This window comes from Streptomyces sp. NPDC058231 (genome assembly GCF_042882275.1).
Lineage (GTDB): Bacteria > Actinomycetota > Actinomycetes > Streptomycetales > Streptomycetaceae > Streptomyces.
The window spans coordinates 1-12,294 of sequence record NZ_JBHVWN010000116.1; the positions used below are offsets into that span (position 1 = coordinate 1).

At 67.3% G+C, this 12,294-nt stretch carries 12 protein-coding genes and 5 pseudogenes; 6 read left to right on the forward strand and 11 right to left on the reverse strand.

The annotated features are described in order from the left end of the window. Positions 1 to 96: 96 nt before the first annotated feature. Positions 97 to 1,551 carry an MFS transporter gene (locus ACFVXE_RS37540; RefSeq protein ID WP_389678141.1) on the reverse strand — a complete coding sequence of 485 codons (1,455 nt, stop codon included), beginning with the start codon at positions 1,549 to 1,551 and terminating at the stop codon, positions 97 to 99. 26 nt (positions 1,552 to 1,577) lie between these two features. Continuing rightward, the gene (locus ACFVXE_RS37545; protein ID WP_389678143.1) at positions 1,578 to 2,036 is read right to left on the reverse strand and encodes a MarR family winged helix-turn-helix transcriptional regulator; all 459 of its coding nucleotides are present in this window, start codon (positions 2,034 to 2,036) and stop codon (positions 1,578 to 1,580) included. Positions 2,037 to 2,078: 42 nt separating this feature from the next. On the opposite strand from ACFVXE_RS37545, the pseudogene ACFVXE_RS37550 reads away from it, so the two are divergent. Continuing rightward, positions 2,079 to 2,387, forward strand: a pseudogene (locus tag ACFVXE_RS37550) (IS5/IS1182 family transposase); the annotation flags it as partial. 75 nt (positions 2,388 to 2,462) lie between these two features. Here ACFVXE_RS37550 and ACFVXE_RS37555 read toward each other — a convergent pair. The 3 genes from ACFVXE_RS37555 to ACFVXE_RS37565 all read right to left on the reverse strand — a co-directional run bounded on the left by ACFVXE_RS37555 (position 2,463) and on the right by ACFVXE_RS37565 (position 4,491). After that, positions 2,463 to 3,209 carry a phosphotransferase family protein gene (locus ACFVXE_RS37555; protein WP_389678145.1) on the reverse strand — a complete coding sequence of 249 codons (747 nt, stop codon included), beginning with the start codon at positions 3,207 to 3,209 and terminating at the stop codon, positions 2,463 to 2,465. Between the two features lie 300 nt (positions 3,210 to 3,509). After that, on the reverse strand, positions 3,510 to 3,761 hold the full coding sequence (locus tag ACFVXE_RS37560) for a hypothetical protein (RefSeq protein WP_389678147.1): 252 nt from the start codon (positions 3,759 to 3,761) through the stop codon (positions 3,510 to 3,512). A 148-nt stretch (positions 3,762 to 3,909) separates the two neighbouring features. After that, positions 3,910 to 4,491, reverse strand: a complete 582-nt coding sequence (locus ACFVXE_RS37565) for a TetR/AcrR family transcriptional regulator (RefSeq protein WP_389678149.1) — start codon at positions 4,489 to 4,491, stop codon at positions 3,910 to 3,912. A 90-nt stretch (positions 4,492 to 4,581) separates the two neighbouring features. Here ACFVXE_RS37565 and ACFVXE_RS37570 point away from each other — a divergent pair, with 90 nt between their 5' ends. Further along, positions 4,582 to 5,028, forward strand: a complete 447-nt coding sequence (locus ACFVXE_RS37570; RefSeq protein WP_389678150.1) for an anthrone oxygenase family protein — start codon at positions 4,582 to 4,584, stop codon at positions 5,026 to 5,028. On the opposite strand, the pseudogene ACFVXE_RS37575 reads toward ACFVXE_RS37570, so the two are convergent. Further along, positions 5,024 to 5,134, reverse strand: a pseudogene (locus ACFVXE_RS37575) (LysR family transcriptional regulator); the annotation flags it as partial. The gene ACFVXE_RS37570 and the pseudogene ACFVXE_RS37575 overlap by 5 nt on opposite strands. Before the next feature lie 120 nt (positions 5,135 to 5,254). On the opposite strand from ACFVXE_RS37575, the gene ACFVXE_RS37580 reads away from it, so the two are divergent. Then, entirely contained in the window at positions 5,255 to 5,665 is a 411-nt protein-coding gene (locus ACFVXE_RS37580) for a VOC family protein (protein ID WP_389678152.1), read from the forward strand. A gap of 25 nt (positions 5,666 to 5,690) precedes the next feature. Further along, on the forward strand, positions 5,691 to 6,041 hold the full coding sequence (locus tag ACFVXE_RS37585; RefSeq protein ID WP_389678153.1) for an antibiotic biosynthesis monooxygenase family protein: 351 nt from the start codon (positions 5,691 to 5,693) through the stop codon (positions 6,039 to 6,041). A gap of 10 nt (positions 6,042 to 6,051) precedes the next feature. On the opposite strand, the pseudogene ACFVXE_RS37590 reads toward ACFVXE_RS37585, so the two are convergent. The 4 genes and pseudogenes from ACFVXE_RS37590 to ACFVXE_RS37605 form a co-directional block, all read right to left on the reverse strand. Next, positions 6,052 to 6,618, reverse strand: a pseudogene (locus ACFVXE_RS37590) (IS5 family transposase); the annotation flags it as partial. Between the two features lie 101 nt (positions 6,619 to 6,719). Next, a complete protein-coding gene (locus ACFVXE_RS37595; RefSeq protein ID WP_389678155.1) occupies positions 6,720 to 8,030 on the reverse strand; it encodes a PP2C family protein-serine/threonine phosphatase in 1,311 nt (436 codons plus the stop codon). Positions 8,031 to 8,327: 297 nt separating this feature from the next. Further along, positions 8,328 to 8,662, reverse strand: a pseudogene (locus ACFVXE_RS37600) (cytochrome c oxidase assembly protein); the annotation flags it as partial. Positions 8,663 to 8,737: 75 nt separating this feature from the next. Further along, the gene (locus ACFVXE_RS37605) at positions 8,738 to 9,979 is read right to left on the reverse strand and encodes a PP2C family protein-serine/threonine phosphatase (RefSeq protein ID WP_389678156.1); all 1,242 of its coding nucleotides are present in this window, start codon (positions 9,977 to 9,979) and stop codon (positions 8,738 to 8,740) included. A 401-nt stretch (positions 9,980 to 10,380) separates the two neighbouring features. Between ACFVXE_RS37605 and ACFVXE_RS37610 the strand changes: the two genes are divergently transcribed. Together ACFVXE_RS37610 and ACFVXE_RS37615 are read left to right on the forward strand one after the other, a co-directional pair. Then, complete coding sequence (locus tag ACFVXE_RS37610; protein ID WP_389678158.1) at positions 10,381 to 10,659, forward strand: DUF4259 domain-containing protein; 279 nt, start codon at positions 10,381 to 10,383, stop codon at positions 10,657 to 10,659. A gap of 134 nt (positions 10,660 to 10,793) precedes the next feature. Then, positions 10,794 to 11,462 (forward strand): DUF4097 family beta strand repeat-containing protein, encoded by a 669-nt coding sequence (locus ACFVXE_RS37615; RefSeq protein WP_389678160.1) that lies wholly within the window; start codon positions 10,794 to 10,796, stop codon positions 11,460 to 11,462. A gap of 563 nt (positions 11,463 to 12,025) precedes the next feature. Here ACFVXE_RS37615 and ACFVXE_RS37620 read toward each other — a convergent pair. Next, a pseudogene (locus ACFVXE_RS37620) lies at positions 12,026 to 12,294 on the reverse strand (transposase); the annotation flags it as partial.

Sequence of the window (12,294 nt, forward strand, 5' to 3'; positions counted from 1 at the left end):
GGAATTGATGATCAGAAGCATGCTCGGATCCATGGCCGGCGCGCTGTGGGTCAGCGAGCCGACGAAGACGGCGTCGAAGTCGGACGGCTTCGATCCTCAGCTTCCGGTTCGACTCGACCGGCCCAGGCCCGGCACACCGACTGGGGCTGTGATCGGATTGGTCTCGGGTGAGCGTCGGCGGGCGAGGGCGAGGCTGGCCATCGTCGTGATCGCCATCGCGGCGACGCCGACCAGCGCCGCGGTCGTGTAGGCGTCGTCGTTCGGGAAGAGGCGGCCCGTGGCGGTGCCGGCGGCCAGGACCAGACCGCCGATGGCGCTGCCCAGGGAGTACCCGACGCTGCGGACGACGTAGTTGAAGCTCATGGCGCTCGACGTCTCGCTCTTGGGGGTGACGGCCAGGATGACGCCGGGCATGGCGGCCGAGAAGCTGCCGACGCCGAAGCCCAGCACGCTCATGGCCGCGAGCAGTTCGGCCAGGTTGGACCGGGCGGTGGCGAACAGGACGAACCCGCCGCCGACGATGGCGGCGCTGCCGGCCAGGAGCAGGGGGCCGTCAATCCGTTCGCGGACCCGCGGCGTGAGCTTGCCGGCGACGAACCCCAGCACGGAGAACGGGATGAGGACCAGCCCCGCCACGAAGGTGGTCAGTCCGAAGCCGTAGCCGGCGCTGTGCGGCGTCTGCGCGTAGCGGGTGATGAGCGTGAGCAGGAGGTACATGCCGCTCCCGCCGACGAACATGGCGATGTTCGCCCCGGCGACCGCCGGGTGCCGTACCGCCCGGACGTCGACCAGGGGCGTCTTGGTTCGCAGTTCGGAAACGGTCCAGACGCAGAGCAGGAGTACGGCGGCGACGGCAAGGGTCACCGCCACGGCGAGGTGTCGGCTCCACAGGCTCCTCTCGCCGGCCAGGAACAGGACGAGGAGCAGTCCACCCGCCAGGACGAGCGCACCGGCCACGTTCACGTGAGCGGAGCGGCCTTCGGGAGCTGCGGGCATGGAGCGCCACGCGGTCACGAAGGCGATGGCGGTGACGAGCAGGCCGAGGCCGTAGGCGGCCCGCAGTCCGCCGAACTCGGCGAGCAGCGCGGCCAGCGGGTAGCCGACGCCGGCTCCGATGATGGAGACCACTGAGATCAGGGCGATCGTGGCCGCGCTGCGCTCCTCGGGAAGATGGTCGCGGGCCACGCCCATCATCAGCGCCGTGAGACCGAGTCCGACGCCTTGGGCCGCTCTGCCCACGAGCAGCCAGGCGAACGGCAGCGGCAGCACGGTGAGCGCGCTGCCGACGACGACGATCGCCAGCGTGGCGAGAATCGTGGCCCGCCGGTGCGGACCGGCTCCGAGCCGGCCGAGTACGGGTGTGGCGACGGCGCCGCTGAGCAGGGCGATGGTCAGCGTCCACTGCGCGCTGTCGAGGGAGACGTGGAACGTGGTCGCCACGCTGGTGATGAGCGGCGTCCCGAGGCTGGCGACCGCCGCCACGACAAGGGCGATGAACATCAGGGCGGGGACCAGCAGACGTGCCTCGGAACGTATCAGGGCAGTGCTCATGGGCTGGTCATGAGCCTGGGCCGCGGTCACCGGTCCGACTCCTCTCGGGCGTGACTTTCGAGCTCCGCCAGATGCAGCAGCGCCGGAAGGGCTGCTGCCAAGGCCTCGACCTCGTCACCGGTGAGTTCGTCGATCAACCGCGCGTACGCGTCGACGCCCGCCTGGCGTCGCGTCCGGACGTACGACGCGCCGGCCTCGGTCAGGCACACCAGCGTGACCCGCTTGTCGGACGGGTCGCCCTTCCGCTCGACCAGCCCGGATTCCTCCATCACCCGGACCAGGACGGTAATCGCGGGCTGGGTGACGCCCTCGGTCACCGCCAGATCGGTGATCCGTCGCGGGCCGGTCTTGTCCAGGGTGGCCAAGGTGGCGGCGGACGTCAGGCTCATGTCGCGGGGAAGGCGTCTCACGGCTCTGGTGGCCAGACCGTAGAGGGCTGACCCGATGGCATCGGAAGCGCCGTGCGCGGCGTCTCGGCGACTCATGCCTGAAGCATAGCAGATTTATATGAATCCTTTATGCATCTCGGTGAGCGCGGCCGGCCACTGCGCCGCCCCGAGCACCTGTACGCCGATCGCGGCTATGACCACGAGGTCTACCGGGACAAGGTCCGCCGGTTCCAGATCACCCCGCACATCGCCCGGCGCGGCACCGGGCACGGCTCCGGCCTGGGCGTGTACCGCTGGGTCGTGGAAGGAGCGATCGCGCTGCTGCACTGCTTCCGCCGCTTGCGTATCCGCTGCGAGATCCGCGACGACATCCCCCACGCGTTCGTCGCCCTTGGCTGCGCCATCATCTGCTGGCGACGACTGCGCACCGCACTTTGTCGAGAGTAGGGGCGGGCGATCGCCCCAGGGGATGGCCTGCTCGATGCGTCAGAACGCATACGTAGCAGTCGGGTCCGCGCAGCCTCACATACGGGATCTCAGCACGTCGATCTCACAGCCCGGCGCGGAGGGGTCGAAGCCGTGCTCGATCAGCCAACGAACCGCCAGCAGGCTTCGCAACGACCACCACGCGTGGATCACGTCGAGGTCGATGGCGGTGCCATAGCCGGCGATGACGTCGTCGAGGTGCTCCTCGTGTCCGAGCGTGAAGGTGGCGAGGTCGTACAGGGCATCACCCTGGCCCGCCTCGGACCAGTCGATGATGCCTGTGACCTCGTCGCCGTCGACGAAGACGTGCGCGATCTGCAGGTCGCCGTGCGTGAATGCCGGAGTCCACGGCCGGAGCGCGGCCTCGGCGACCTGGCGGTTGCGGGTGACCACGTCGGCGGGCAGGACGCCGTTCGTCACGAGCAACTCGCACTCGTCGTCGAGTTCCGCCGCCAGCGCGACGACGCTCCGGCCAGCCCGGCCCGTCAGGGGCGGCAGGGGCGCTTCGTGCAGCTTCCGGATGGCGGCACCCGCCGCGGCCCACGCCGCCGGCGACCCGGTCGACGGCCCGCCGAGGCGTCCAAGCGTCGTCCCCGGGAGTGCGGCGATCGCGAGCACGGGCGGCTTCCGCCACAGGACCTCCGGGGTCGGGACCGGCGCGAGGGACATCGCCTCGACCTCGACGTCGATGCGCGTCCGATCGGCGTCCACCTTCAAGAACACGTCGCCGACGCGCAGAGTCGCGCGCTCGGAATGGGCGACGACGACTTCGACCTCATCCATGGGCGACCAGTATCCCGGGGATGATCGCCGACGTCACCGGGTTTGTCGCGTGCGATTTCGAGGCTGACCGCGTCCCGTTACCCGGCGGCCTCGTGCACGACACCGACCTCTGACCAGGTCAAGCCCACCACTTTTGTTAGGAGTTCTTAGGTATGCGATGCCTCAGAGGCGCTTCGGTGACGCGCTGAATTCCGCCCGTCGCTCGGGGCGTGCTCCTCGCCGGGGCAAATTCAGCTGTAGATTGCGATCTTGCTGGCGGAGATGACTGAACGCTGAGTTGCCGGCTTGCGACCAGCCTCATCAGATGACGCTTCGGATGATCGTGACGTCGATGACGCGAGCGTCGGCGCCTGGGGAGTCCACTGCGACATGCACCTTGAACTTGCCTCGGTCGCCCACCCGGTATACGAACCGGGTCAGTTGCTCAGCGTCGCCGACGGCGATGCGACCGTCCGGCAGTAGTACTGAGCCGTCGAACACCGTGGCAAATGCGGGGTCGGCTCCTTCGGGATCCTCAGACTGCGGCTGCACGAAAAAAAGTACCTTGAGCATCGCAGCTTCCGGGGCGGGTCACCGTCTGGGGTACAGGGCCCGGCGATCCGCGGCTGCGCCGTGTGGGCGCGAGTGACCAAATGCGATGCCGCAGGCAGGCAGCGGCGGGGCCCGAGGGCCCCGGCTGCGTGCCCGCTGGGATGGTGTGTCAGACCATGGCGAGCCGGTCCACCAGCAGCTCCACCCTCGGCTCGGTGTCCTCCGGCGGCAGCCGTCCCGCCCGGGTCAGAGTCGCCAGCCCGTGCAGGGACGCCCAGAACACCTCGGTGAACAGTCCCGGGTGGACGCCGTCCCCGGCGACCTCGCCCAGGCTCTCCAGCAGCGCGGCGAAGGCGTCCTTGAGAGGTTCCGGGGTGTCCTCGTCCGCGAACGCCAGGCCGCCGTCGAGCTGGAACATGGCGTCGTAGACCGCCGGGTTGCGTTCGGCGAAGTCGAGGTAGGTGCGGGCGAGGGTGGCGACCCGCTCGCGCGGGCCGTCCGCGGCGCTGCTGGCCGCGGCCCGCAGCGCCGCGGCCATCTCGGCGGCGCCCTCGAGGGCGACGGCGCCGATGATCTCGCGCTTGCCGCGGAAATGGCTGTAGAGGACGGGCTGGCTGTATTCGATGCGCTCGGCGAGCTGACGCGTGGTGACCGCGTCCCAGCCCTGCTGCTCGGCGATTTCGCGGGCCGTCGCCACGATGAGGCGCTCGCGGCCCGCCCGTTCACGCTCCTTGCGTTCCTGTACCGACATGATTCGATCCTAGCATCGCTAGACAAGTGAGCGGCAGCAGTACTAGCGTTGCCTCATCATCTAGCAACACTAGATTGCAAGAGGGTCATCATGTTCAATGCACTCGAGGTCGTCACCACCGTGGTCGTCGGCGTGATGGTGGGGGTGGAGTTCTCCGTCGCCTTCGTCATCAATCCGATCCTCAACGCACTCCCCGGCGACAGTGGCCAACTTGGCCGCGCCCACGGGGGCCGGATGCTCGGCGCCGTGATGCCGGCCTGGTACATCACCTCGCTCATTCTCGTCGCGGTCTGGGCCATCGTCAGATGGCACCACCACGGCACCGGCCTCATCGTCACCGCCGCCGCGCTGTTGATCCTCAGCGTGATCATGTCGATCCTGCTGCTCGTCCCGATCAACAACCGGGGCAAGACATGGACCCCTGACAACCGGCCCGCCGACTGGAAGCAGCAGATGAACCGCTGGGACCGCCTCCACTACGTCCGCGTCGCCGTGATCATCGCCGCCTTCACCCTGCTGGTCGCCGCCCTCACCTGAGCCCGCGGGCCCCCCGCCCGGCCGTCAGCCGCAACCGCTCGGCCGTGCGTCCGAAGTGCAGTTCCTCGGCAAGCGTCAGGAAAGCCTCCGGCTCCGCGCGCTCCAGTAGGGTGCCTCCGGCGTTGAGTACGGCCCAACGACCTTACGTCGATGGTGCGTTGTTGAGGCCCACCGGGCTGCAGACCATCAGAGGCATCACCCCAGCACCCTCCCGAAGGGAAATTCCATGGTCACTACGGTTCGCGTCAAGGCGTTCGACCACCTGGTCCTCAACGTCGCCGATGTCGAACGGTCCCTGGACTTCTACACCAACCTGCTCGGCCTGGAGCCGATGCGCGTAGCGGAGTGGCGGGCCGGCAAGGTCCCCTTCCCGTCGGTGCGGATTACCCCGGAGACCATCATCGATCTGGTCGCCGGCCCGCGCGGCGAGTCCAACGTCGACCACCTCTGCCTCACCGTGCATCCGGTCGACTGGGACGAGGTCATCAAGTCCGGCACCTTCACCGTCCTGGAGGGCCCTGTCGAGCGCTTCGGTGCCCGCGGCACCGCCACCTCCATCTACATCCAGGACCCGGACACCAACACCCTCGAACTCCGCTGGTATCCCCAGGACGCGGGCCCCAGCGACACCCACTGACCGATAGTGAGAGGAAGCACCGAAAATGGCCAAGTTCCAGAGCCTCGACCCGCACACGCCGATGTTCACGCAGTTCAAGGAGAAGACCGGGCCCATCGTCCTGGCCAACACCTTCTTCGTCCCGAAGGAGAGGACTGAACCGTTCCTGGCCCTCTTTCGGAGGCAGGCCGAGTTCATGAAGGCTCAGCCGGGATTCGTCTCCCTGCAGATGCACAAGGGAACGGCGGACAGTCAGCTTCTGATGAACGTCGCGGTCTGGGAGTCGACCGAGGCGCTCGCCACGGCGTTCGGCAGCCCGGAGTTCCAGCGCATGGCGGCCGAGTTCCCCGACGACATCGTGTCGTATCCGCACATCTTCGAGCAGATCGACGCATGACCCCGACGAACTACGTCCCTTGATGACCTGCGTGGCTCTCGGCTCTGGTTCGGGTGAGGTCTTTGATCCAGATCACCGAGGCACGCAGGTGAAGCCCGGCGAGGTAGCTTTCCGGGGTCTTGTCGTAGCGGGTCGCGATGCCCCGCCACGCCTTGAGCTTGTTGATCAGGTGCTCGACGGTGTCCTTCTCCTCGTAGAGCTCGGCGTCGTGGTCGACGGGGCGTCCCCCTTTGCAGGCCTTCGTCTTCCGGTTGGCGGCCTGGTCCCGTTTCTCCGGGATGAGGGCCTTGATGCCGCGCCTGCGCAGGTGGGCGCGGTTGCCGCGGGACGAGTACGCCGTGTCCCCGGCGGCCGCGTCCGGCCTGGTGCGAGGTCGCCCCACCGGGCCGCGGACCCGGATCTTCCCCAGCACCGGGATGAACTGTGGGCTGTCGGCCGCCTGTCCCGCGGTCAAGACGAACGCAACGGCCGGCACTTGCGGTCGGCGGCGAGATGACCTTTGACGTCTGCCCGCCCCGTGAGCGCCCCAGCAGAGCGGCTTCAGCCGGACCCTGCGCCGGCGCAGGACGCGCCGTCGCTAGTCCCGCTCGGGATCGGCACCACCGTCCTGCCCGCTTCGTCCCTCGGGACCGCCCCCTTTGACCTGGCCCCCTCCGCTTCGGGTACTGGCGCCGTCAATCAGGCGCCGTCGTCGTCAGCGGGCTGTTGGGCCCACGCGGAGGCGATCGTCTCCGGGGTGGTGGACGGAGGCAGTCCCGCGAGTGCCTGCAGCTGGCTGGGCCGGTAGGGGGTCGGGCCGTGCCACTCCACGAGCATCACGGTGGCGTCGTCGTTGAGGCGGCCGTGGTGGTAATCCAGGTGGTGGCCGATCAGCCGACGCAGGGTTTCTGGGACGGGGAGGTCGTCGGCGTGGTGACGAATGAGGAAGTCGGTCAGGCCGTTGAGGCCGAATTCCTGTCCTTCTCGATTGCGCGCTTCGGTGATGCCGTCGGTGTAGAGCAGCAGGCGGTCCCCGGGTTCCAGCTGGTCGCGACGTAGGGTGCCGGGCTGGTCCAGCCCAGTTCCCATAGGAGGAGCCGGCGGGCAGGACAGGTGCACGACGGTACGGTTGCCGCGGACAACGACCGGGGGAGGGTGACCGGAGTTCGTCCAGGTCAGCACGCCAGTGGCCAGGTGAAGGTCGGCCAGGATGCCCGTGGCGTAGCGGCTGCCCGCAAATTGCTCGGTCAGGACCTCACCGACGCCTTCCGCTGTCTGCAGAAGGTCAGCGCCCTGGCGGCGCTGATTGCGAGCGGCCGCCAACGCGAGGTTCACGGTCAATCCGGCAGCGGTGTCGTGCCCCATGGCGTCGAAGACAGACAGATGCACGGTCTCCCCGGTCAGGGCGTAGTCGAAGGCATCTCCGCTGACTTCGTAGGCCGGTTCCATGATCGCGCTGATCAAGACACGGTCGGAGGCGAAAGTCCGCGGCGGCATCAGCTGCCATTCCATCTCGGCGGATACTTCCATCCTCCGGCGGCGGACCAACCGGGAGTACGAGTCGCTCGTGTCACGCTTGCTCACCAGAAGGAGGGCGACCAATCCGGCGAGCCTATTCAGATCCTCATCCGCCTCGACCTGCGCGCCTGGCACGCCGACCCGGAGCACACCAAGACGCTCGGTGCCGTCCAGCAACGGGACCCACCACTGGCCCTTCGCAGAAGCCGAGGCCGCAAAGACCTTCCCCAGTTGGAAGGCCCGCCCCGCCACGGTCCCTTCAACGGACAACTCGGCCGGCACGCCGGCGCCACCGGCGCCGACCTCAACGTTACCGGCCAGCAGGTACAGCCGCTCCTGTTGCAGATCGGTCAGATAGATCAGCACCTGAGGCCAGCCCACCCCGGCAGCGTGCGACGCCACCGTGCCAGGCAACTGCTCCAAAGTCATCAGATGACTCGCAGCGATCAGCTCCGCCAGCACCCGTGCACGCGCCGCTTCCGCGCTGTTCATCGACGCACACCTTTCTCAACGGCCGAGGGAGCCGCGCTCCTGACGGCATTTCCGGCTCCGGCGCCCTTCTGTTCGACCGCGCAGACTCATCCGAGCCGCATGACTAGGGCCTTTCGTTTGGATCAGGCTGGATCAGGGAGCGGGGTCTGGTGCCGTGCATCGCAAGGCGGAGGAGGGAGTCATGGCGGAGCCCTGACGACCGACGACAACGCGGCGAGGTGCGGTGCCAGACCCCGCGAGCCCAGCATGATCCAAACGAAAGGCCCTAGCCCACGCCGCGACGGCAACGCGACCTCGTCAAGGCCCTCGACCATCGTCACCTTCACTGGCTTTACGCACTGGAGCCCCTCTTCGATCGCCGGAGCCCGGCGTTCGCCTCTGTGCTGCGAGCGCAAGGGCCGCTGCCAACAGCAGTTCAGCGATATCACCGCCGTAGTACATGATCTCCGCGCCACCCCGAACCTGGCGGATGGTCGCGTGCACGTCGATGAGGAATCCCCCATACATGAGCTGGGAGATCGTCGCGTGCGTGGCGATGGCGACCCCGAGGGCCACCAGGGGGCGGCACGCTGGGTTGGATGGGGGCCGGATCGGGTGGCGATGACGTAAACGAACAGGCAGCCCGACAGAAGGTCCACAGTGCCGACAAGGAAGACAGGCGCCGAGAGGCTCACCCATCGGCGCCGTCGGGGCGGGTGGTTGTCGGCTCAATCGAGGATGGCGAGATGATCGGCGTCGCCGCCCCGCCACTCGATGAGGAAGATGGTCGCGTCGTCGCTGGTGATGTCGCCTCGTTCCTGTTTCAGGGCGTGGGAGAGCCCACGCACCACCGACCTGACCGCGGTGCGGTCACGGAGGATCCGGTTGGTGCACTCGATTAGTTGTTCCTCACCGAACTGTTCCCCGCCGGCTTGGTGCTCCTCGATCAGGCCGTCGGTGAAGCACAGCAACCGGTCCCCGGGTTCCAGGATCCGCTCGCTGACTGTCGGCTGTTCCCCGCCGAAGCCGACCGGCAATGTGGTGGGGCTCTCCAGCCGGTCCACCACGGCGCGGTCACGGATCAGCAGCGGTGCCGGGTGGCCGGCGTTGACCCATTGAATGCGGCCCGTGGTGATGTTCAGACACATCATCTGTGCGGTGACGAAGTGGTCGGGGCCGAACTGCTCATTGATGGCCTTGTCCATGAACGCATACACCTGGGACAGACCGGTGTTGGCCCGTCGAGTGTGGCGATAGGCGCCGATGGCCACCGTTGCCATGGTTGCCGCGTCCAGCCCGTGGCCCATCGCGTCGATCATGGCCACATGAAGGATGTCGCCGTTGAGGGCGTAGTCGAAACTGTCGCCGGCCACGTCGTACGCGGGCTCCAGGATTCCGGCCACCTCAACCTGCGGAACAGTCATCGACAGCGGGGGCAGCAACGACCACTGGATCTCCGCGGCCACGCTCATCGGGGCGCTGCGTCGTGCCTGGAAGAACAGGTCGGTGTAGGCATCCTTGGTGACGATCATGTCGGCGACCAAACCGGCGAGTCTGCGCAGCAACCGCCGGTCGTCGTCATCGACGCTGTCCAGGGTGACGGCCATCGCCCCGATCTGGTCACTGCCGTCCAGCAGCGGCAGATACATCCGCACACTGCCGTCCTGCGGCACCTCCACCGCTTTGCGGCTCAGGAACGCCTCGCCGGCGGGAGAGTCCTCGACCGGTTGGGGGTCACCGGCCGTCAGCCGCCGGCCCAGCAGCGGCACCAGCAGCATTTGTTCGTAGTCCTGCAAGAGGATCGAGAGGTCCCGGCCACCGACTCTGGCCACCTCTTCCGCAACGAGCGGGGCGATCAACTGCGGAGGCATCTCGTGAGCCCGGTCCAGCAGCACACCCAGCAACCGCTCGCCAAACCCCTCCGACCGGTCCACCCCAAACCTGCTCGGGTTCCGCCCGCCTTCGGTCATCGCTGCTTGCATCCCTTTCGTCCAGTTGCTGCGGGGAACTCACTGGGCGACTGTCTCCTCGATGTGTTCGCCAGGCGCCGGAACGAGGCGGTACGAGCCAGGATGGGGATCACCTTCTCGCGCCCTCGGCGCCCGCGCCTTCAACACCCCGGCCACGCCTTCCAGCTCACAGCGCCTGGACCCAACGCACACCGCGACACCCCCGGATCCATCGGGCACTGAAGGGCGATCCGCTCGAACAGCGTTCACCGCCCCGTACGCACGGGCTCCGCCCACGACAGCGATCAACCCGTACAGCTTGACACCGCCAACCGCACCAACGAGCCGATTACACCGGGGGCGGCATGTCGCACCCGGCCAGAAGAGTTGGGCGCGGCTTCCGGCCGGCAGACTTCTCTGCCGTGGTCTTCTTCGCCGCCTTCTTGCGGGGCTTCATCTCGCCCGGCTCGGACCCGTCCGGGGCGCTGCTATCTGCGGTCATCGGCCCCTTCGACAACGACACCGCCGCCGACTTCGTCGGCAACCTGGACGAGGCAGCGGTGGAAGAACGCGAGTCCGTGATCCGCGGCGTACTCGAACACGCCGTCGGCCGTGCGGACTACGTGGACGCCCCTTGTGGTGTCCACGTAGCGTTCACCCTCAATTCATTGCAACGAAAAGGATCAGGGTTGTTGCATTAGATTCAAAACCATTGCAACGATTTCTCGGCTTCCACCTGCAATAACATCGAAATTGAGCAGCGGGTATGTTGCTAAAATCTTGAACGCAACGTAGCTTTTCCATTATCGGAAACAAAGGATCGAAGGAGAGCACGATGCAGAAGTTCGACACCCCCGCCCCCGTCTCGGCCGTCCTCGACATCCCCGCGGGACGTATCCAGTTCATCGCAGCAGACCGGGCCGACACCACCGTCGAGGTCCTGCCCGCAAACCCCTCGAAGAACCGCGACGTGAAGGCGGCGCAGCAGATCCAGATCGCCTACAGAGACGGTGTCCTGCGCATCGGGGCCCCGGAGACGAAGAACCGGATCCTTGGCCCTTCCGGCTCCGTCGAGGTGACCGTCCAACTGCCCAGCGGCTCCAGCATCGAGGCGAAGGCCGCCGCCGCCGAACTCCGCGGCGTGGGGCGCTTCGGCGACGTCGCCTTCGACGGCGGCTCCGGCTCGGTCAAACTTGACGAGGCCACAAGCGCCCGCCTCACCGGCCTCGACGCCGACATCACGGTCGGCCGTCTGAACGGTCCCGGCGAGATCAGCACCCAGAAGGGCGACCTGAACATGACTGAGGCCGTGCGCGGCGCCCTCACGCTGAACACCCAGATCGGCAACATCACCATCGGCGCCGCCCGCGGAGTCTCCGCCTGCCTGGACGCCGGCACCACCTACGGCCGGATCAACAACACGCTCAAGAACACCGACGACACCCCCGGCCTGACCATCCATGCGACCACCGCCCAGGGCGACATCACCGCCCGCAGCCTCTAATGACCTGGCCATCGCGGCGCACGGGCTGCGCAAGTCCTACGGCGGCAAGACCGTGCGCGACCGCATCAACCTGACGGCTCCGGAAGACGGGCCAGTATGCCGCCCGCTGCTCCCCGCACCCGCGGCAAGTCCAATCTCTGCTCCCCGCACCGGCGGGGATGGTTGCGATCCGTCGGTTCGGTGTCAGCGGGGGAGTGTCAGCTGCGAGATCGTCTGGTGTTGGACTGCGGTGCTGGGCAGAGAGTTGAGGGTATACGTGCAGGTCGTGTACTTGCACGAAGGCGAATGATCGCACCGGGAAGAAGACCTTCACTCATCGAAGAAGGCCAAAACAGGCGCCTGCGGCAGACGGTCTACTCCCTCGACACGGTCCAGATCACAGACGGTCTGATCACCGCGTACCGCAGGGTGATCAATCCGACAAAAGTTGTGCGCGCAAGACGGGCGACGAAGGAATGCGCGCGAGTAGGTGAAATCGATCATGGAGAACGGTATGCATCCACCTGCTGAAACTTCCCAATGACAGGCCGCTATGAGCCCTGTGTGTGAACGGGCTGCGCGCTGACCCACCTTCGGCGCCCGAGCCGTTCGCTCGATTCGATTCCTTTGCGGGCGATGCGGACGCCGATACGTTTCCCGCGGAGCCATCTACGCAGGTCAGGTATGTCGTAAGCCTTGTCGGCGTGGAGCTTTCCGGGTTTATGGTTCCAGCCGCGATGGGGGTCGTGTCTCGATTGGAGACCGGCCACCATGGGCTTCAGGCCCTGGCTGTCGTGGGTGTTGGCGGCGGAGACGCCGACGACCAGGGGCAGTCCGGCCGCGTCCGACAGGA